Annotated in this window: 13 protein-coding genes and 1 tRNA gene; 10 read left to right on the top strand and 4 right to left on the bottom strand. The window is 33.8% G+C overall.

Annotated elements, in window-relative coordinates; translation table 11 throughout:
• Positions 1-269 precede the first annotated feature (269 nt).
• The 8 genes from ABXT06_RS03420 (at position 270) to ypfJ (ending at position 12,172) form a co-directional block, all read left to right on the top strand.
• Positions 270-1,697 carry an L-serine ammonia-lyase gene (locus ABXT06_RS03420; protein WP_111366177.1) on the top strand — a complete coding sequence of 476 codons (1,428 nt, stop codon included), beginning with the start codon at positions 270-272 and terminating at the stop codon, positions 1,695-1,697.
• Positions 1,698-1,796: 99 nt separating this feature from the next.
• Complete coding sequence (locus ABXT06_RS03415) at positions 1,797-2,990, top strand: SH3 domain-containing protein (RefSeq protein WP_354589480.1); 1,194 nt, start codon at positions 1,797-1,799, stop codon at positions 2,988-2,990.
• Positions 2,991-3,041: 51 nt separating this feature from the next.
• Positions 3,042-3,860, top strand: coding sequence for a 3-methyl-2-oxobutanoate hydroxymethyltransferase (panB, locus tag ABXT06_RS03410; RefSeq protein ID WP_354589479.1), 819 nt, complete (start codon positions 3,042-3,044; stop codon positions 3,858-3,860).
• A gap of 174 nt (positions 3,861-4,034) precedes the next feature.
• Entirely contained in the window at positions 4,035-4,724 is a 690-nt protein-coding gene (locus ABXT06_RS03405; protein ID WP_354589478.1) for an RluA family pseudouridine synthase, read from the top strand.
• Positions 4,725-4,799: 75 nt separating this feature from the next.
• Positions 4,800-6,128: an aldehyde dehydrogenase gene (locus ABXT06_RS03400; protein ID WP_354589477.1), complete on the top strand. Its 1,329-nt coding sequence runs from the start codon at positions 4,800-4,802 to the stop codon at positions 6,126-6,128.
• Between the two features lie 120 nt (positions 6,129-6,248).
• Positions 6,249-7,055 carry a hypothetical protein gene (locus ABXT06_RS03395; RefSeq protein ID WP_354589476.1) on the top strand — a complete coding sequence of 269 codons (807 nt, stop codon included), beginning with the start codon at positions 6,249-6,251 and terminating at the stop codon, positions 7,053-7,055.
• An 87-nt stretch (positions 7,056-7,142) separates the two neighbouring features.
• Entirely contained in the window at positions 7,143-11,189 is a 4,047-nt protein-coding gene (locus tag ABXT06_RS03390) for a PAS domain S-box protein (protein ID WP_354589475.1), read from the top strand.
• 128 nt (positions 11,190-11,317) lie between these two features.
• Positions 11,318-12,172 carry a KPN_02809 family neutral zinc metallopeptidase gene (ypfJ, locus tag ABXT06_RS03385; RefSeq protein WP_354589474.1) on the top strand — a complete coding sequence of 285 codons (855 nt, stop codon included), beginning with the start codon at positions 11,318-11,320 and terminating at the stop codon, positions 12,170-12,172.
• A gap of 238 nt (positions 12,173-12,410) precedes the next feature.
• Here ypfJ and ABXT06_RS03380 read toward each other — a convergent pair.
• From ABXT06_RS03380 to ABXT06_RS03365, 4 genes are all read right to left on the bottom strand, one after another.
• Positions 12,411-12,484: transfer RNA gene (locus ABXT06_RS03380), tRNA-His, on the bottom strand.
• Between the two features lie 79 nt (positions 12,485-12,563).
• Positions 12,564-13,280: a bacillithiol biosynthesis deacetylase BshB1 gene (gene bshB1 / locus ABXT06_RS03375; protein WP_354589473.1), complete on the bottom strand. Its 717-nt coding sequence runs from the start codon at positions 13,278-13,280 to the stop codon at positions 12,564-12,566.
• A gap of 82 nt (positions 13,281-13,362) precedes the next feature.
• Positions 13,363-14,427: an isochorismate synthase gene (locus tag ABXT06_RS03370; RefSeq protein ID WP_354589472.1), complete on the bottom strand. Its 1,065-nt coding sequence runs from the start codon at positions 14,425-14,427 to the stop codon at positions 13,363-13,365.
• Between the two features lie 2 nt (positions 14,428-14,429).
• On the bottom strand, positions 14,430-14,861 hold the full coding sequence (locus ABXT06_RS03365; protein ID WP_354589471.1) for a PaaI family thioesterase: 432 nt from the start codon (positions 14,859-14,861) through the stop codon (positions 14,430-14,432).
• 304 nt (positions 14,862-15,165) lie between these two features.
• On the opposite strand from ABXT06_RS03365, the gene ABXT06_RS03360 reads away from it, so the two are divergent.
• Together ABXT06_RS03360 and purL are read left to right on the top strand one after the other, a co-directional pair.
• Positions 15,166-16,677, top strand: a complete 1,512-nt coding sequence (locus ABXT06_RS03360) for a hypothetical protein (protein WP_354589470.1) — start codon at positions 15,166-15,168, stop codon at positions 16,675-16,677.
• 525 nt (positions 16,678-17,202) lie between these two features.
• A complete protein-coding gene (gene purL / locus ABXT06_RS03355; RefSeq protein ID WP_354589469.1) occupies positions 17,203-20,874 on the top strand; it encodes a phosphoribosylformylglycinamidine synthase in 3,672 nt (1,223 codons plus the stop codon).
• Positions 20,875-21,022: the final 148 nt, after the last annotated feature.

Genomic DNA, 21,022 nt, shown 5'->3' with positions numbered 1-21,022 from the left:
TATAATTTGTAAAAAGACATTTCAGAATTCAAACAAAATCCATGAAGTATTAATATTGAAGAATCGAGTATTCTTTACAACTCGTTCTTTTACAAAAATACCTAAAAATAGCTAACTTTTTACGTAAAGCGCATATTAAGGTTTTAAATTTATTTCGTTGCCGAATTATTAAATTTTAATATCTTTTTTAACAAATATGCAAGATTAACATTCAAAAAATAATCATAATTGCATTATTCGATTATCTTTGTCTTAATAAAAATTGAACAATGGAAGAATGTATCTCTGTTTTTGATATGCTTAAAATTGGCGTTGGCCCTTCAAGCTCACATACTTTAGGTCCTTGGCGTGCTGCCGAACGTTTTCTTGAAGAGCTCAAAGACGAAGCAATTTTAGACGACATTACAAGAGTAAAAGTCGACTTATATGGCTCGCTTTCTTTAACCGGAAAAGGCCACGCGACAGATCTTGCCGTAATGCTTGGATTGAGCGGACAAGATCCTGAATATATTCCTGTTGAAGATATCGCGGGAATTATTAAAAAAATCGAAACTACAAACGAAATCAATTTGGGCAACCAAAAAGTGATTCCGTTCTTTTTTCTTCAAGACATTGTTTTCAATAAGGACTTTCTTCCGTTTCATGCCAACGGATTAAAATTTACAGCTTATAAATCTGATGACTCTGAATATGAATCTACTTTTTATTCTATCGGAGGCGGATTTGTGGTTAAAGAAGAGCGTACAAATGCTAAAGAAAAGAAAGCAATAAAATGTGCGTTTCCTTACCCAATTCAAAATGCAGCCGAATTATTGAATTATACGATTACTGAAAACAAAACAATTTCTGAAATTGTATATCAAAATGAAATTTCGATGCGTCCAGAAGCAGAAGTTCATTCTGAATTAATGCGTATTTGGAACACTATGCTTGAGTGTATGTACATTGGCTGTCACTCTGAAGGTATTCTTCCTGGCGGGCTTCACGTGCGCAGAAGAGCTTTTGACATGCACCAAAATTTAATTGGATTATCAAACTATACCGACCCACAAAGCTGGTTGGAAGAAATCAGAAAAACTGAAGTTAAATTTCGCCAGATTTTAAAATGGGTTAGTTGTTTTGCACTTGCCGTGAATGAAGTAAATGCTTCTTTAGGACGTGTTGTTACAGCTCCTACAAATGGAAGTTCTGGAGTAATTCCGGCCGTTTTAATGTATTATATGGTAATTGAAAACCATAATGCAGGCGAAAAAGAAATCAAACAATTTTTGATGGTTGCTGGCGAAATTGGAAGCATCTTCAAAAAAGGTTCTACTATTTCTGCAGCAATGGGCGGATGTCAAGCTGAAATTGGCGTTTCTTCTGCAATGGCCGCAGGAGCTTTATGCGAATTGATGGGCGGAACTCCTGCTCAGGTTCTTATGGCGGCTGAAATTGCAATGGAACATCATTTAGGATTAACCTGCGATCCTATTGGCGGTTTGGTTCAGATTCCTTGCATCGAAAGAAATACAATGGGTGCAATTAAAGCTATAAATGCTGCTGAATTGGCCTTAGAAACGGATTCTAAAAATGCTAAAGTTCCTTTAGATAAAGTAATTAATACGATGTGGGAAACAGCAAAAGATATGAATTCAAAATATAAAGAAACTTCTGAAGGAGGTCTTGCTGTAGCCGTAAATATGGCTGATTGCTAAAATTTAAGTTGCCACGAATTCCACAAATTGTCACGAATTATTTTTATATTAATTAGTGCTAATTTGTGGAATTCGTGGCAAAAAAATATAGAAACATTCATGAAAAAACTTTACTTCTTACTCTTTTTCTGCTCCATTCTACTTCATTCCCAAGAACGCTATTTTTTAAATTCCGACACAAGACTTTTCTCTTCTCCTAATACATCTGCAGATTTTTTAGGGCATTTTAAATATGGAGCTGAAGTCCGTTTATTATCTGAAAATCAAAATGGCTGGTACAAAATACAAGCTGATAATTTGAACGAAGGATATATTCAAGAGAGATATATTGCTAAAAGTCTTAATGCAAAAGATATAAAAATTAAAGATCCTCAAAACCCAATTCTTGAGGGTGGTGATGCTTACTATGGTGGCAATCATCTTTTTGTTCTTGCGGCGGGGCTAAAAGCGAGAGCTTTACCTGATAAGAATTCAAAAATCAGAGAGATTTTATTTACTGGAGATCCCGTTCCTGTAAATTATCTTCCGGTAAATCCCGAGGAATGGGTAAATATAAATGGCAGTTTTAATGAGGAATATTCTAAATATACGCTAAGAAAATTTCTTGGCCCGAGACCTAATTTTGATGTTCTTTTAAAAGAATTTGACAAACTTGATACAAATGCTCTTAACGAACGTAAAACAGTTAGCGAAAGAATTGTAGAATTGGCCTGGAACAGCGAATACGCTAAACTTACACCAGCATATCAAAGATATTATGAAGTTGTAAAGCAAATCAACGACCCAAAATTATTGGCAGAAACCGAATTAAATATGGCTTTAGCCAAAGGACTTGCAAATCATAAATTAGTCGAACAGATAATTGCATTCACACAAAAATCACATTATTCACTGAAAGGTTTTAAAACAAAATCGGTTACTATTTCTAAAACTGATTTAATTAAAACTATGGGAAATCCAACTAAAAAAATTCAGATTTCAGACGAATGCGGAATTTATTTAAGTGATTTGTTTTATTACTATCCAGATTTGGAAGTTTCTGTAGATGAAAAACAAAATCAGGGAGAAATCATTAAAGTTTTTATCAACGAAAACAATAAATTTATTATAAATCCAAACGCAATTTTAGATCATACACTGTCTGAAAAAGCTTTCATTGAAAAATATGGAACTTATATTGAAGCTTCTCTAAAATCGCCCCACATTTATAGTATCATAATGGAAGACAGCCAATTCCGATTAGAATTTAAAAATGAAAAACTATTTTCTGTCGAAATATTCTATTATTGCTGATTCCCATTCTACAATTATTCAATACTTTTACATTATCAAAAAAACAATAAAATGTCAGTAGCAAAAAAAGATTATAAAAGAATCACAACAAAGTCATTAATTGAGATGAAAAGCAACGGAGAAAAAATCTCTATGCTAACTGCGTATGATTACACAATGGCGAAAATTGTTGATACTGCTGGTATCGATGTAATTTTAGTTGGTGATTCGGCATCAAACGTAATGGCTGGTCACGAAACAACGCTACCAATTACTTTAGATCAAATGATTTACCATGCTTCTTCTGTAGTTCGCGCTGTAGAAAGAGGTTTGGTTGTAGTTGACTTGCCTTTCGGAAGTTACCAGTCAGATTCAAAAGAAGCTTTACGTTCTTCTATCAGAATCATGAAAGAAAGCGGCGCACATGCTGTAAAACTTGAAGGCGGAAAAGAAATTAAAGAGTCTATCAAAAAAATATTAAATGCTGGAATCCCAGTTATGGGACATTTGGGTTTAACTCCTCAATCTATCTATAAATTCGGAACTTATACTGTTCGCGCTAAAGAAGAAGAAGAAGCAGATAAATTAATCGAAGATGCTCAAATGCTTGAAAAAGTAGGCTGTTTTGCGGTTGTTTTGGAAAAAATTCCAGCAGCGCTTGCTAAAAAAGTAGCTGAAAGCATTTCTATTCCTGTTATCGGAATTGGAGCTGGAGGCGGTGTTGATGGTCAAGTTTTGGTAATTCACGATATGTTAGGAATGAATAACGAATTCAGCCCTCGTTTCTTACGCCGTTACTTAAATCTTTACGAAGAAATGACTAAAGCAATCGGACAATATGCTGCAGATGTTAAGTCTAGCGACTTTCCTAATGCTAATGAACAATATTAATTTTTTAAGATACTGAGGTTCTGAGTTGCTAAGGTTTCTTTTTAGGTACAAAGAGGCAAAGTAACAAAGGTTCAAAGGTTTTTATAAATTGCCTCCAGCTTTAGCTGGAGGTTTATTTTTAATCCTCCTTAAAGACTTTAGCCAAATCTCTACATATAATTCGAAATTCTCATCATGAAAATTATTTCTACCAAAGACAATTTACAAGTTTTACACGAAGACAATCACATCATTGTGGTTAATAAGCGTGTAGGTGATATTGTGCAAGGCGACAAAACAGGAGACAAACCTTTGTCTGATGTTGTGAGAGAATATATCAAAGAAAAGTACAACAAACCTGGAGATGTTTTCTTGGGCGTTATTCATCGTTTGGATCGTCCTACAACAGGAATTGTGGTTTTCGCTAGAACTAGTAAAGCTTTGTCCCGAATGAATGAATTATTCAGCAATCGTGAAACTAAAAAGACATATTGGGCTGTTGTAAAGAATAAACCAAAAGAAGCCTCAGCAAAATTGGTTCATTATTTAAAAAGAAACGAAAAGAATAACACTTCAAAAGCGCATTTAAAAGAAGTTCTGGACAGCAAATTAGCCAGTTTAGATTACACAATCATAAAAGAACTTCAAAATTATACGGCTCTAGAAATCAATTTGCATACAGGACGCCATCATCAGATTCGTGCTCAGTTATCTGCAATTGGTTCGCCAATAAAAGGAGACTTAAAATATGGCGCAGATCGAAGCAATCCTGACGGAGGAATTCATCTTCATGCCAGAAAACTAACTTTTGTACATCCTGTTTCAAAAGAAAATATTACGATTATTGCTCCTACTCCAGACGATCCGATTTGGAACGCTGTATGATTTTTATGATTTAATTGTTAAAATTTTAAATTTTATAAATTAACTTGCAGAGAGAAAATTCAAGTTAATCGGAAAATGGATTATAAAAGCAACATCGGGTATCGAAAAGAAACTTTAAAAAAGTTATTGTATAATATTCAAAAAAGTGAAGATTTAATCGTAAAAGCTTTATACGACGACTTTAAAAAACCTGAGTTCGAGGCTGTTTTGACCGAAACCAATTATGTCATTTCTGAGCTTAAAGATGTTATAAAAAAAATTAATAAATGGGCAAAACCTGAACGCGTTTTTCCATCACTGCTCAACTTCCCTTCTAGCGATTATATTTATAAAGAACCTTACGGAGATGTATTGATTATTGCTCCTTGGAATTATCCTTTTCAGCTTGCTTTATGCCCTCTTGTTGCAGCAGTTGCTGCTGGAAACAGAGTTGTTTTAAAACCGTCTGAACTTACACCTCATACATCAGCCATAATTGCTAAAATTATAGAAAAAACATTTCATGTGAATCATGTAGAGGTTTATGAAGGCGGTGTTGATGTATCCAATAAACTGTTGGCACAGCGCTGGGATTATATCTTTTTTACCGGAAGTGTCTCTGTAGGCAAAATTGTTGCCAAAGCGGCTGCAGAAAATTTAACTCCAGTTACTCTGGAATTAGGAGGCAAAAATCCATGTATAATTGATGAAACTGCCAATTTAAAGCTCGCGGCAAAACGAATTGTCTGGGGAAAATTTATTAATGCTGGTCAAACTTGCATTGCTCCTGATTATATTCTGATCCAAAAAAATATGAAGGTGAATTTCATTTCATATTTAATTGAAGAAATCATAAAAGCTTATGGCAAAAAAATTGACAAATCTCCTGATTTTGCACGAATTATAAACACCAAAAATTGGTATCGATTGACCAATATGATTCAAAACGAACATGTTTTATTTGGAGGAGAAAGCGATGCCAACAAACTTTATATTGCTCCGACACTTCTTGAAGAACCAGATTTGGACAGCCCGGTTATGAAAGAAGAAATTTTTGGTCCTATTCTGCCTATCCTTGTTTATGAAAATGAAAGCGACATCGAAAAGATTGTTAGCCGTTATGAGAAACCTCTTTCATTTTATATTTTTAGTGAAAATAATTCATTTACACAGAAATTAATTTCAAAATACTCCTTTGGAGGCGGATGCATCAACGATTCTGTTATTCATTTTTCTAATAACAGACTACCTTTTGGCGGTGTCGGCCATAGCGGAATTGGTGCCTATCACGGTAAACGAAGCTTCGATACATTCTCCCACCATAAAGCAATAGTCAAAAAAGGGAATTGGCTTGATCTACCTATGCGCTACGCACCTTACAAAGATAAATTGGCTTCCATAAAACGAATTTTAGACTGGCTATAAATCAGTTGAAAACATTTCGGAATGTTTTATAGATTTTTATACGGAATTGATTAAAAATATTATATTTACGTCAAGATACCTTTCAAATATTATAAGTCTATAAAACAATTTTACATAAAAATGAAATCGACATTTGACCAAATTGAGGACATTAAAAAAAATGGCTTTTCCCTTGATTTTGCTACAGTTTTTAATCACGCTTTCGAAAACTATAAAAAAATAGCTCTTTATTCGGGACTTATCATTTTGGTCTTAACCATTATCATTGTAATGGCATACATGGGAATAATGATTGCCTATTTTGGATTTGAAAGTCTAAAGGAAGATTATCTAAAGGAATTTACAAATCAAAATTTTACAGTTGTTGAGCTTTTAATGCAAACCATTGGCTTTTCTGTTCTAGCAGCATTAATAGCGCCTTTTAGTGCAGGGTTTTTAAAGATGGCAGATTCAGCAGATAAAGACGTTGAATTTAATGTCTCTACGATGTTTTACTACTACAAAGGAAAATATTTTACGCAAATTTTCGTCGCTGCAATTATCACAGCTATTATAGGAAACTTATTTTCAAATTTAATTAAAAGCTTGAATATTCCATTTGGAGATGTAATTGCGATTGCGATTCCGTATATTATAACCTATTTCGTATACTTATCAACCCCTTTAATTGTTTTTGGAAATTTAACAGCAATAGAATCTTTAAAAGCAAGCATTAGTATAGTTACTAAAAATCCACTAAATATATTCGCTTTTTTTATTATCGGTTTTTTAGGTTCTCTAGTAGGACTTGTAGCATGCTGCATAGGAATAATATTTACTGTAGTTTTTAACAGCTCAATGCAATATGCAACTTACTTTGCCATTTTCGGAACAGAATCTGAAGAAGAAGATTCTATTGATTCAATTGGAAAATATGACATAGATTAATCGAAAACTCTTAATTACAAAGAACTTAACCAATTCTTTTAAGAATTTTCAAAACGCTATTTACTAAACCAACATACCCCAAATTCTATGGCCGCAAACTGTAGTTTTTTCAATTCGGTTATTTCAGGAATTTCCGCTTTCGGAAGTGCCTTTGAATCAATTATGACCGGATGGTATGTACTTAATACTGACATTATTTATTACAACAATCACAAACTTGTTGTACTAGGTTTATCTCTTGTTGCCTTTCTTTCTCTATTGGTTTACCAGTTTTTTAAGATTAAAGCTAAAATTGGATATTTCATCGAAAAAAAGAAAGAGCAAGATACCATTAGCAAAGAATATCAACTTTACATTTTGTTTTTTGGTATTGCAGTAATTGTCATCGAAATCATTAATGAAATTTTCAAAATTAGACCCAAAAGTCTATTAATTGTAAATGTTCTAATTGGTGTTTCCGTTCTTGTCATTTACATGATAATAGATAAAATCAAATGGATGAGAGATAAGATCCAGCAGATTTTTATTTCTTGTTTTTTCATTTATATCAGTTACGTTGCTTACAATATTGTCACTTTAAAAAGTGATGTTGTACCAATCATTGTTTTTCTTATTTCTTTTTTCTTTTCATACAACATCCTAAAGCCTATAAAAGTCTACTGGTCTTTTGTCGCTTTAACGTTTGCCTTTCTAATTGTTGCGTTGGGGCTTCATCTCATCCCAATAAAATCGTCCATTTTATTGCTTAATTTCTGCATTCTTATTTTCATTATCAATCAGGTAAAATATGCTGTTTTATTAAACAATCGTGATAATTTTAGGTTTGCAAGTGAAATTGTCCACAAAGGAAATTCACTTACGATAGCATCCAATCAAAAAGGAGAAATACTATTTTGCAGCGAAACCATAACTCCAATTCTCGGATATCAGCCCGAAGAAGTAATGGGATTAAAATTCTGGGAATTAACACAAGATTCAGTAGAAAAATTAAATCCCTCAAAAAATCAAGAAAACAAGCTTTACATCAGAAAATTAAAAACTCAAAATGGTGAGTACAAATACATTCAATGGAAAGACAAAAAGTTCTCAGATGATTTAATCATCAGCATTGGACAAGACGTTACAGAGCAGGTTATTGTTCAGGATCAATACAAAAATCTAATTCAAACAGCAACCGATATCATTTTTGAAATTGATGCCGAAGGTCATTTTACTTTTATAAATGAATTTGGTTTTGCAATTCTTGGTTATACAGAAAATGAAATAATCACAAAACATTATTCCAATTTTATTCAGGAACATTACATCACTAGTGCCGTAGATTTTTATGAAAATTTAGTGCTTAATGAAAGTAATTATCCGATTATTGAAATTCCTATTTTAAAGAAAAATGGCGAAGAAATATGGATTTCGCAAAAAATCATTGTCCGTAAAAACGATTTGGGATTAACGACTGGTTTCTCTGGAATTGCAAGAGATATTACAGAGAAAAAGACTATTGAAAACGAAAAAAAAAGGCGTCTTAAAAAAATTGAAGCCTATAACAATTCGACTAAGAAATTATCAACTACAGATTTTAGCAAATATGACGAATTAAATACTGTTATTGATTTAATATTAAAAGAAGCCGCTTCTATAAGTCAAGTAAACCGTGTAAGCTTCTGGAAATATGACAATGATTTAATTACCTGCAAAAATCTTTTCAGTCTAGACAATCAGAGTTTGAATGATAAAAACATTCTAGACAAAGAGTCCTATCCTATTTATTTTGAAACACTGAACAACAAAGCAATTATAAATGCGCCAGATGTATTCAACAAACTGGAAACATCAGAATTTCAAAAGCTTTACTTTACAAAAAACGATATTAAATCGATGCTAGATGTGCCAATTTTTCTAACTGGTCAATTAGAAGGAGTGGTTTGTTTTGAAAGCACCGAACAACAGCGGGAATGGGACAATGAAGACATTAATTATGCAAGAACGATTTCAGACGTGATTTCACTTGCTATTTCTTCCCAAATGCGATTAGAAGCTGAAAAAAAATTGGAGCTCAAAAGTCAGCTTTTGTCCGCACTTTCTTTATGTACCGAAAAATTCCTGCTTAGCAAAACTACACATCAAATGTTTGAGGAAACCTATAACATTATTGGAAAGGCAGCCAAAGTTGATCATATGTATTACTACGAAAAAGATGTTATTTACAATACTGTCAGCCAAAAATACAAATGGTCTCGAGATGGTATTGCCCATCAGATTACACCTCTTCGTCATATGACAGAAGAAAATCTAAGAGAAATTTATGATGTTGCATCACAGAGAAAAATCTTAAACACATTAACTCGAAATCTTAATGATGGTTTTTTCAAAAAACTTCTCATCGACAATGAAATTAAATCGATTTTAATTTTACCGCTTTACATAAACGATATTTTTACTGGTTTTATTGGTTTTGATGATTGTACAACAGAAAGAAAATGGTCTGAAGACGAAATTAATATCTTTCAAGTCTTAGCAAATAACATCTCATCTGCATTAGAAAGAAACCGAAACGAAACAAAAATCATTGAAAGCGAGGAAAAATTTAAACTGATTGCCAATAATATTCCCGGAACGGTTTATCTATCAAAATTTGATGCTCTTTCGACCAAAATATTCTTAAATGACGAAGTTTTTAACCTTACAGGTTATTCAAAATCTGAATTTATTGAAAATAATTTATCTTTTCTATCGTTAATTCATCCTGATGATAAAGATGAAGTAATCAACAATCAGATCGATAATCTGCAAAACGGCATGCCTTTGCATAATGTGTATCGCATTAAGCGCAAAAGCGGCGAATTTATTTGGATAGAAGAATTTGGAGACGTAATTAAGCGAGACGACGAAATTGAATTTGTCGGTGGAATTTATTTTGATATTACAAGCAAAAAAGAAATCGAAGACGCTATAAAAGCCAAACAGTTGGCAGAAGCCGCAAGCAAATCAAAATCTGACTTTTTGGCCAATATGTCGCACGAAATCAGAACTCCTCTAAACGGAATTATCGGTTTTACACACTTATTAATGAAAACAGATTTGGAGGAAATTCAAGAAAAATACATGACCACAATCAATCAATCGGCTCATTCTCTTCTTGAAATCATAAATGATATTTTGGACTTCTCAAAAATTGAAGCTGGAAAACTAGAGCTCTTTATTGACTTATATGATATAAAAAAAATATTAGGGCAAGTTTTTGATTTAATTGTATATGAATCCAACAAAAAAAATCTGGAACTTGAGTTGAATATTGACCCTGATGTTCCTAAATACATTTGGACCGATATTGTTCGTCTTAAACAAATTTTAATCAACCTGCTTTCAAACGCTGTAAAATTTACAACCGAGGGTTCCATCAAATTAAATGTTTCGGTTTTAGAAAAAAAATCAAACAGTAGTTCCATTATTCGTTTTGCCGTAATTGATACAGGAATTGGCATACTTGAAAAAAATAAAAAGAAAATTTTCAAAGCTTTTTTACAGGAAGACAGCTCTACAACGAGAAAATTTGGAGGAACAGGATTGGGCTTGACCATTTCCAACCAATTGCTTGCTTTAATGGAAAGCCGTTTACAGCTGGAGAGCAAAATTGATGAAGGAAGCACTTTTTTCTTCGATTTGAATTTAAAAACCAGCAACCAAAGTATTAATGACAAATACAATGCCGAACTTAAAAGTTTAAATATTGATTTAGATGCTCACGAAATAGGAACAAACGGCAACAATATTACTTTTTTAATTGTCGAAGATAACAAAGTAAACATGCTTCTTCTTAAGACCATTATAAAAAACTTATACAATAACGCTTTTATTTTTGAATGTGAAAATGGATACGAAGCCATTCAGCAATTTGAAAAAATTAATCCGACCATTATTTTTATGGATATTCAAATGCCAATTATGAATGGTTATGAAACTGCAAAAGCTATTAGAAATACCAAAAAAGGTCGCGATATTCCAATAATTGCGGTTACTGCAGGTGCAGAAAAAGAAGAACGAAATAAATGCATTTCTGCAGGAATGGACGATTACATCTCCAAACCTATTATGAAAGGAACTGTTGAAGAGGCTTTAATTAAATGGCTGGGATAATATTTCGATTCAATTCCAGTTTTCGGTCCTAGAGCGTTAATGAAATTAAAACCAAACATAAACGTTTCAATTATAAAATTTATCATTAAAAATCTATAAATTCGTACAACGTTAAAAAACAATTCAATATGAAATGGCAAGGCAGAAGACAAAGTGATAATGTCGAAGACAGAAGATCGATTTCTGGCGGAGGTAAAGCAATAATTGGCGGTGGAGTTATCGGAATAATTGTTTTGCTTCTTAATGTTTTTGGTGGTGAAACCGGTCAGCAAATAGCGCCTATTCTAGAACAAATGCAAGGCGGACAAGGTCAGCAGACAGAAGCTGCAGCCCCATTAAGCAAGGAAGACGAAGAAATGGGGAATTTTGTGAGAGTTGTTTTGGCTGATAATGAAGACATCTGGAGTAAAATTTTTGCCGATAATGGCATGACATACGAAAAACCTAAATTAGTACTTTTTAAAGGTGCTGTACAAACTGCTTGCGGAGGTGCATCATCAGCTTCTGGTCCGTTTTATTGTCCAGGCGATCGAAAAGTATATATGGATTTAGATTTCTTTGAAGAACTCAAAACCAAATTTGGTGCAAAAGGAGGCGATTTTGCCATTGCTTATGTAATTGCGCATGAAATTGGACATCACATTCAAACTTTGCTAGGAACCTCCGCAAAAATGCGTCAAATGCAACAAGGAAAAAGTGAAGCAGAAGCCAATAAATTATCTGTAGCACTAGAATTACAAGCCGATTTTTATGCTGGGGTCTGGGCACATTACAATCAAACCAATTTAGACACTGGAGACATTGAAGAAGCATTAAGTGCTGCAAATGCTGTTGGAGACGATGCTATTCAAAGTAAAATGCAAGGACACGTTGTTCCCGATTCTTTTACACACGGAACTTCTGAACAAAGAATGTATTGGTTTAATAAAGGTTTTAAAAGTGGCGATATAAAACAAGGAACTACATTTGAAGAAATTAGATAATACATAAACCAAATATAATAACCACCAGAAAAGCACAACTTAAACAGTTGTGCTTTTTTAATTTCCAATATTCTAAAACCCAAATTCCAAATTCTTTGAGATTAGATTCAAAATAAAAAAATTCAAACTCCAAATTTACATGCTTTGGAATTTGGAGTTTCAAAAATTGGAATTTTACTTTTTTTCTTTTCTTAGAAAAACAAAAAAAGCCTTGAATTTCTTCAAGGCTTTCTATCTGGGTGGCTGACCGGGTTCGAACCGGCGACCCGCGGCACCACAAACCGCTACTCTAACCAGCTGAGCTACAACCACCATTTTTCTGCTTAGCGAGTGCAAATATAGAACAAAGGTTGAGTTCTACAAAGAAAAAAATGAAAAATTTTTATAAAAATTAAATCAAATCTTCTAAGCTATTGACTGCCAAACACCTTTCAGCTGTAAAACCTTCGGCAAAATCTTTCCCAACCAGTCTTCCTAAGTCCTGCGCACGATAATTTAAGCTTTCAAAAAAGTTTTTACTTGTAATTGGCGTTGCAGGTTCGCTTGAATTCGGATCGTAAAATTGGGTTTTATAAGCAGAAATCGCTTCTACTTTCTTTTTTTCAAAACCTGTAATATCAACTACAAAATCTGGAGTAATATTTTTCCATTGAATATAGTGGTAAACTACTTTTGGTCTCCACGCCTCTTGTTGCACTCCATCGATCGAAGTTTCAATTTTCATTAATCCCGAAAGAAAGCAAGAATCTGAAACTAATTTACTTCCTTTTCCGTGATCAATATGGCGATCGTCGATTGCGTTGCATAATACAATTTCAGGTTTATACTTACGAATCATTTTAATGACTTCTAATTGATGTTTTTCATCATTAACAAAAAATCCATCGCGCATACGCAGATTCTCACGAACAAGAACGCCTAAAATGTCAGCTGCATCTTTTGCTTCCTGATCTCTAATTTCTGCCGTTCCACGAGTTCCTAATTCACCGCGTGTCAAGTCTACAATACCTACTTTTTTCCCTAAGGATACTTCTTTTAAAATGGTTCCGGCACAACCCAATTCTACATCATCTGGATGCGCACCGAATGCTAATATGTCTAATTTCATTTATTTTTTGTTTCAAGTTTCAAGTTTCAGGTTTCAAGTTGTAGCGAAACTTGAAACCTGGAACTTGAAACAATTTTATAAACTATTTTCTCAAAACTCTTTTCATCGTCATCGATTTATTGACGCTTTCTTCCCATTCTTTTTCAGGAATGCTTTCTTTTGTGATTCCGCAGCCCATATACAAAATTGCTTTATCTTCCTGAATCTGCATGCATCGTAAATTTACAAATAAATCAGAACTTGAATTATTTCCTTCAAAACTGCTGTTTAACTCTCCTAGAAAACCTGTATAAAAAGTTCTCTCATACTTTTCATTTTCTAAAATAAAAGCTTTTGATTTCTTTTTCGGAAGTCCACAAACGGCAGGCGTTGGATGCAAAGTATCAATAACTTCTTCTAAAGTTGAATTTTCTTTTAAAACTCCCGAAATATCCGTTTTGATATGCCAAATCGATCCTGCTTTTAAACTATATGGCTCAGAAACCACAACCGAAGCCGTAAACTCTCTAAGACGTTTTACAATAAAATCAGTCACAAACTGCTGTTCGTCTTTTTCTTTTTGCTGCCAAACGATTTCTGTTTGGTTATTATCTTTTTGCGTTCCCGCTAAAGCCATGGTTTCAAAAGCATTTCTGTTTGCTTTTAAAAGTTTTTCCGGCGTAGCACCCATCCACATTCCAACTTTTGGATGAAAAAAACAATAACAAAAAGTCGCTGGATATAATTGAACCAAATGCTGAAAAGTTTCGATAAAATCAAATTCAGTTAAAGGCACTTCTTCATTTCGTGATAAAACTACTTTTTTGAATTCTTCATTTTTAATCGCCTGAATTCCCTGAACAACTAAATATTCATATTGAAATTTAGCTTCTTGATCAAAACTCAAATCATCAATTTCTATTGGCTCAAATGAAGTCGTTTCTTTTTCGGCAGTAATAATTTCAGATTCATTTTCTGGAATCAGAATTAATTGTTTTTCATCGAAAGAAGCGAAAACAAATCCTTTTTCGCTATAATCTGAAACGATATTTAAAACAGAATTTTGCTGTAAAATCCCAATGTAGTTTGTTGCATTGGGTTTGGAATAAAGTACAAAAGGTAAATTTTGCTCTTTATGATTTTTAATTTTTAAGAAAAATGAATTCATATTTATTCGCTTTTCTTTCTATCTAAAACCATATTCGTCAATTTGCAAAGTGAAACCAAGTTCCCCTCTTCATCAGTAATTTTGATTTCCCAAAGATGAAGGCTTCTTCCTTTGTGAATAATTCTGGCTGTTCCAAAAACAAAACCTTCTCGAATACTTTTCAGGTGATTTGCCGAGATTTCAATGCCTCTTACCTCCTGCTCTTTCGGATTGATAAAAAAGAATGAAGCCGCACTGCCAACACTTTCTGCCAAAGCAACAGATGCACCGCCGTGCAATAATCCCATTGGTTGATGAACGCTAGGATTTACTGGCATTTTTGCAGCTAAAAAATCTTCTCCGGCGTCGATATATTCAATTTTTAGCGTTTCCATTAATGTGTTTTTAGAAAACTCATTACAGCGTGCCAAAATCTGCTCTTTTGTATAATTCATTAAAATAAACTTTAAAATCGTAAAATTAAAGAAAGATAAGACATAAATCTAAAATCCGATTCTAAAATTTAAAATTCAACTTCAAACGTGTAGGTTTTTTGCTATTTTTACAAAAACAATCAAAAATCAATCTTTGGCTTTTTTGGAGCCACAGATTACACAGATTAGAAGGACTTTTTTTAGATAGCCACGAATTTCCACGAGTTTTTATTCAATTTAATTCGTGGAAATTCGCGGAATTAGTGGCGAAAAAAAAATCTTTTTAATCCTTTTAATCTGTGGCAAAAAAAAAAGAAAAACAACAATGCGTCAATACTTTTCAATCTTCGTTCTGGGTTTAATTCTAGCGTTCAGCTCTTGTCGAACTGATTTTGATACTGTAGCCAGTTCCGGAGATTTGAAGTTTTCAAAAGACACGGTTTATCTAGACACTATTTTTAAAAATATTGGTTCAAGCACGTATCAATTAAAAGTTTACAATCAGAGTAAAAATGATATTTCGATTCCGGTCGTTCAACTCAAAAAAGGTTTAAATTCCAAATACAGAATGACTGTCGACGGAATGACAGGCAACAATGGGAAAATTTTTAAAGATGTTACCCTTTTAGCAAAAGACAGCCTGTACATTTTTATAGAAACCACCGCAGATATTACAGACGCCAATCCAACCGATTTTTTATATACCGATGAAATCCAATTTGACAGTGGAGCTAACCTGCAAGAAGTGGCTTTAGTTACTTTGATTCAAGATGCTGTTTTTTTATTTCCAAATCAAAATGCTGATGGAACAAAAGAAAAAATCAAAATCGACGGTAAAGATGTTGACGGATTTTATTTGAGCGAAAATGATTCTGAAAATGGTAATGAATTAATTTTTACCAAACAAAAACCTTACGTCATTTATGGTTACGCAGGAGTTCCAGAAAACAAAACCGTGACTTTTGAAGCTGGTGCGAGAGTTCATTTTCACGCCAATTCTGGTTTATATGTTGACAACAAAGCTTCTTTACAAATTAATGGAGCAACTTCAACCACTAATAAATTGGAAAACGAAGTTGTTTTTGAAGGTGATCGTTTAGAACCAATGTATTCAGATATTCCAGGACAATGGAAATCTGTTATTTTTGAGAGAGGCAGTGTCAATCATTCCATCAATCATTTAACTTTAAAAAATGCGATTGTTGGTTTAGATTTTAGAAGTCCTTCAAACACAATTGAAATTAAAAACTCACAGATTTACAATTGTGCCGAATATGGAATTTTAGCTCAAAACGCTCAAATTACGGGAGAAAATTTAGTAATTAACTATGCTGGTTTGACTAGTTTATCTTGTGTTTATGGTGGAAACTATAAATTCACACATTGTACTTTTAACAATAATTGGTCGGCTCCTTCCCAATTCGCAGTTAGTTTGAGTAATTCATTAGCGGGCGCCAGTCCCGAAACTAACCCTCTGACACAGGCTACTTTTAATAACTGTATAATTTACGGATCGACTACAAATGAATTTAATTTGAGTAAAAACGCTAATTCTCCTTTTGTTTATCAATTGAATAATTGTCTTTTAAAATTCAGCAGTTCATCAACAAATCTGCTTTATCAGTTTAAAACTGATACGGAACATTATAATAATATTATTCTAAATGAGAATCCGAAATTTTATAAACCTTCTGAAAATAAATTCAATATTGATAAAACTTCTGCCGCTTTCGCGAAAGGGAATCAGGCGTATATCATTCCAATAGATATTTTAGGTATTACAAGAACTTCTCCACCAGATTTGGGTGCTTATCAGAATCAGGATTTCCCGAAGTAGTTTTTTTTTGCTACTAAGGCGCTAAGGCACACAAAGTTTTTTTTGCCAAAGCCCTATTAGTTTGTCATTTCGACGAAGGAGAAATCACACACGAAACTCTGCAAAGATTGGAAATTATACATGCGGAAATACTAGTGTGATTTCTCCTTCGTCGAAATGACAAAAAATGACGAAAATCTTTCTATTTTTGATAAAAAATCTTCGCGTCTTCGTGCCTTCGTGGCAATACTTTTTACACAACCTGCAATTTTCTCGGATTTCCTTTAGAAAAATTTGTAATTCAATTTTAAGAATACCTTACTTCTTCATGAAGTGTTTTTCGATTGAAATTTGAAAAATAACAACAGTTTACAAGCAAAAAAAGAAAATCAAAAAATGTTAAATTTCAAGCATAATCAGCAGCAAAAAAATTGCATTTTTAGGGCAAAACAAAGCAAAAATAAATAATTAAAAAGGCGTTGTTCGTTGCTTTTTTTTTTGGTTTAGATTGACTAAATTTGCAGCTCAATACAACAAACTACACAAATGATCCATTTCTTTGAAAACCAAAGCAAAACTGTTTTTGCCGTACAAACGCAAAACGAAATTTCAGCTCAAGACATTTCAAAATTAAACTGGCTTTTTGCCGACGCAAGTAAGATCGAAAAATCTGCATTGACAGGTTTCTTTGTTGGTCCTCGCGCTACTATGATTACACCTTGGAGTACAAATGCTGTAGAAATTACTCAAAATATGGGAATTTCTGGCATTATCAGAATCGAAGAATTTCATCCAGCAACGGAAGATTTTACTGATTTTGACCCAATGCTTTCTCAAAAATTCAACGAATTAGATCAGGAAATCTTCACTATCAACATTCAGCCGGAACCGATTCTGGAAATTGATGATATCGCTGCTTACAACAAAGTAGAAGGTTTAGCTTTAAGCGAAGAAGAAGTTGATTACTTAAACAATCTTTCGACTAAACTTGGAAGAAAATTAACGGATTCTGAGATTTTCGCTTTCTCTCAAGCAAACTCAGAACACTGCCGTCACAAAATCTTCAACGGAACTTTTGTTATTGACGGCGAAGAAAAGGAAACTTCTCTTTTCAAATTAATCAAAAAAACATCTCAGGAAAATCCTAACGATATTGTTTCTGCTTACAAAGACAACGTTGCTTTTGTAAAAGGGCCAAAAGTGCAGCAGTTTGCACCAAAATCGGCAGACAAACCTGATTTTTACGAAATAAAAGAATTCGATTCTGTTATCTCATTAAAAGCAGAAACACACAATTTCCCAACAACAGTTGAGCCTTTCAACGGTGCTGCAACAGGATCAGGAGGAGAAATTCGTGACCGTTTAGCTGGAGGCCAAGGATCATTACCATTAGCAGGAACTGCTGTTTACATGACTTCATATTCTCGTTTAAAGTCCTTCGACTCCGCTCAGGATGACAGAAAATGGGAAAATGCTGTTGAAGAAAGAAAATGGCTATACCAAACACCAATGGACATTTTAATCAAAGCTTCAAACGGAGCTTCTGATTTCGGAAATAAATTCGGTCAGCCGCTTATTACGGGTTCTGTTTTAACTTTCGAGCACGAAGAAGAGAACAGAAAAATTGGTTACGATAAAGTAATCATGCAAGCTGGTGGAATTGGTTACGGAAAACTTGATCAATCTATCAAACACAAACCAAAAGAAGGCGATAAAATCGTTATTCTTGGAGGTGAAAACTATAGAATCGGAATGGGTGGTGCTGCGGTTTCTTCTGCAGATACAGGAGCTTTCGGTTCTGGAATCGAATTAAATGCGATTCAGCGTTCTAACCCTGAAATGCAAAAACGTGCTGCTAACGCGATTCGTGGTTTAGTAGAAAGCGACAATAATCCTATTGTTTCTATTCACGATCATGGTGCGGGTGGACACTTAAACTGTCTTTCTGAATTGGTTGAAGAAACTGGAGGTTTGATCAATTTAGACAAATTACCAGTTGGAGATCCTACTCTTTCAGCAAAAGAAATTATCGGTAACGAATCTCAAGAAAGAATGGGATTGGTTATTGGTCAAAAAGATATCGATACATTGCAAAGAATTGCTGACAGAGAGCGTTCTCCAATGTACGAAGTTGGAGATGTAACGGGAGATCACCGTTTTACTTTCCAATCAAAAACTAACGGTTCAAAACCGATGGATTATGCTTTAGAAGATTTCTTCGGAAGTTCTCCAAAAACGGTTATGACTGACAATACCGTTGACAGAAAATATGCTGACGTTGCTTACAATGCTGCAGATTTCGAATCATACTTAAAAGACGTTTTACGTTTAGAGGCTGTTGCTTCAAAAGACTGGTTAACAAACAAGGTTGACCGTTGCGTTGGAGGAAAAGTTGCTAAACAACAAAATGCAGGTCCTTTACAATTGCCATTAAATAATGTTGGGGTAATGGCTCTGGATTATTTAGGAAAAGAAGGTATTGCAACTTCTATCGGGCACGCTCCTATTGCTGCTTTGATCGATCCTGTTGCAGGATCTAGAAATGCAATTGCAGAATCGTTATCAAATCTTATCTGGGCACCAATTAAAGAGCAATTAAAAGGAGTTTCATTATCTGCAAACTGGATGTGGGCTTGTAAAAACGAAGGTGAAGACGCTCGTTTATACGCTGCTGTTGAAGGTTGTTCAGAATTTGCAATTGAATTGGGAATCAATATTCCGACAGGAAAAGATTCACTTTCAATGAAACAAAAATATCCAAATGACGAAGTAATCGCGCCTGGAACGGTTATTATTTCTGCTGCTGGAAACTGTACAGATATTAGAAAAGTAGTTGAACCAGTTTTACAGAAAAACGGAGATTCAATCTATTATATCAATTTGTCTCAAGATGATTTCAAATTAGGAGGTTCTTCTTTTGCACAAATCAGAAACACAATCGGAAACGAAACTTCTACCATTAAAGATTCAGCTTTCTTCAAAAATGCATTTAATACCATTCAGGAACTAATCGGCGAAAGCCAAATTTTAGCGGGTCACGATATCGGAAGCGGTGGTTTAATCACTACTTTATTAGAATTGTGTTTTGCTGATGTAAATCTTGGAGCTAAAATTGATTTCAGCGCTTTCGCGGAAAAAGACTTATTAAAAATCCTTTTCGCGGAAAACATCGGAATTGTTTTCCAAGCTAAATCTGATGCAGCAGTTGAAGCTAAATTAAATGCAAATAATATAGAATTCTTCAAAATTGGTTCTGTAACTTCTACAGCATCTTTAGAAGTTGGAAACTGGAAATTAGATATACCAACTTACAGAGATGTGTGGTTCGAAACTTCTTATTTGTTAGATCAAAAACAATCTAAAAACGGAAGAGCTCAGGCACGTTTTGAAAACTATAAAAATCAGGTTTTAAATTATACTTTCCCAACACATTTTACAGGAAAGAAACCAGAAATCGACAATTCTAAACCAAGACCAAAAGCAGCGATTATCCGTGAAAAAGGAAGTAATTCTGAGCGTGAAATGGCAAACGCAATGTACTTGGCAGGATTTGACGTAAAAGATGTTCACATGACCGATTTAATTTCTGGACGTGAAACTTTAGAAGATATTCAATTCATCGGAGCAGTTGGAGGATTCTCTAACTCTGACGTTTTAGGTTCTGCTAAAGGTTGGGCTGGAGCTTTCTTATACAACGAAAAAGCAAAAACAGCTTTAGATAATTTCTTCAAAAGAGAAGATACTTTATCTGTTGGAATTTGTAACGGATGTCAGTTGTTTATGGAATTGGAAGTGATTAATCCAGAGCATGAAGTTCATGGAAAAATGCACCATAACGAAAGTCAGAAACACGAAAGTATCTTTACTTCTGTAACTGTTCAGGAAAACAATTCTGTAATGTTATCGACTTTAGCTGGAAGCACTTTAGGAGTTTGGGTTTCTCACGGAGAAGGTAAATTCAAATTGCCTTATGCAGAAGATCAATACAATATTGTTTCTAAATATGCATACGAAGGGTATCCTGCAAATCCAAACGGTTCTGATTACAACACTGCTATGATGTGTGACAAAACTGGAAGACATTTGGTTATGATGCCTCATATTGAGCGCTCGACTTTCCAATGGAACTGGGCGCATTATCCAAAAGACAGAAATGACGAGGTTACGCCTTGGCACGAAGCTTTTGTTAATGCCAGAAAATGGATTGAGAAAAACTAAAAATATATTTTTATGAAAAGCGCCCGAATTTATCGGGCGTTTTTTTTATAGCCACGAATTTTCACGAATTATTTTTTTTAGCCACAGATTATAAGGATTAAAATGATTTTTTTTCATTGTCAAAAAATAATCTGTGAGAATCCTTTTA

This window comes from Flavobacterium sp. UW10123, assembly GCF_040538975.1.
Lineage (GTDB): Bacteria > Bacteroidota > Bacteroidia > Flavobacteriales > Flavobacteriaceae > Flavobacterium.
This window is presented reverse-complemented; position numbering and strand designations above follow the sequence as displayed.

What these genes read in the sequence shown, in the direction of transcription:
- ABXT06_RS03420 (WP_111366177.1), top strand. Translation starts at nt 270, where the DNA reads ATGGAAGAATGTATCTCTGTTTTTGATATGCTTAAAATTGGCGTTGGC.
- purL (WP_354589469.1), top strand. Translation starts at nt 17,203, where the DNA reads ATGATCCATTTCTTTGAAAACCAAAGCAAAACTGTTTTTGCCGTACAA.
- ABXT06_RS03395 (WP_354589476.1), top strand. Translation starts at nt 6,249, where the DNA reads ATGAAATCGACATTTGACCAAATTGAGGACATTAAAAAAAATGGCTTT.
- ABXT06_RS03370 (WP_354589472.1), bottom strand. Translation starts at nt 14,427, where the DNA reads ATGAATTCATTTTTCTTAAAAATTAAAAATCATAAAGAGCAAAATTTA.
- ABXT06_RS03390 (WP_354589475.1), top strand. Translation starts at nt 7,143, where the DNA reads ATGGCCGCAAACTGTAGTTTTTTCAATTCGGTTATTTCAGGAATTTCC.
- panB (WP_354589479.1), top strand. Translation starts at nt 3,042, where the DNA reads ATGTCAGTAGCAAAAAAAGATTATAAAAGAATCACAACAAAGTCATTA.
- ABXT06_RS03415 (WP_354589480.1), top strand. Translation starts at nt 1,797, where the DNA reads ATGAAAAAACTTTACTTCTTACTCTTTTTCTGCTCCATTCTACTTCAT.
- ABXT06_RS03360 (WP_354589470.1), top strand. Translation starts at nt 15,166, where the DNA reads ATGCGTCAATACTTTTCAATCTTCGTTCTGGGTTTAATTCTAGCGTTC.
- ABXT06_RS03405 (WP_354589478.1), top strand. Translation starts at nt 4,035, where the DNA reads ATGAAAATTATTTCTACCAAAGACAATTTACAAGTTTTACACGAAGAC.
- ABXT06_RS03365 (WP_354589471.1), bottom strand. Translation starts at nt 14,861, where the DNA reads ATGAATTATACAAAAGAGCAGATTTTGGCACGCTGTAATGAGTTTTCT.
- bshB1 (WP_354589473.1), bottom strand. Translation starts at nt 13,280, where the DNA reads ATGAAATTAGACATATTAGCATTCGGTGCGCATCCAGATGATGTAGAA.
- ypfJ (WP_354589474.1), top strand. Translation starts at nt 11,318, where the DNA reads ATGAAATGGCAAGGCAGAAGACAAAGTGATAATGTCGAAGACAGAAGA.
- ABXT06_RS03400 (WP_354589477.1), top strand. Translation starts at nt 4,800, where the DNA reads ATGGATTATAAAAGCAACATCGGGTATCGAAAAGAAACTTTAAAAAAG.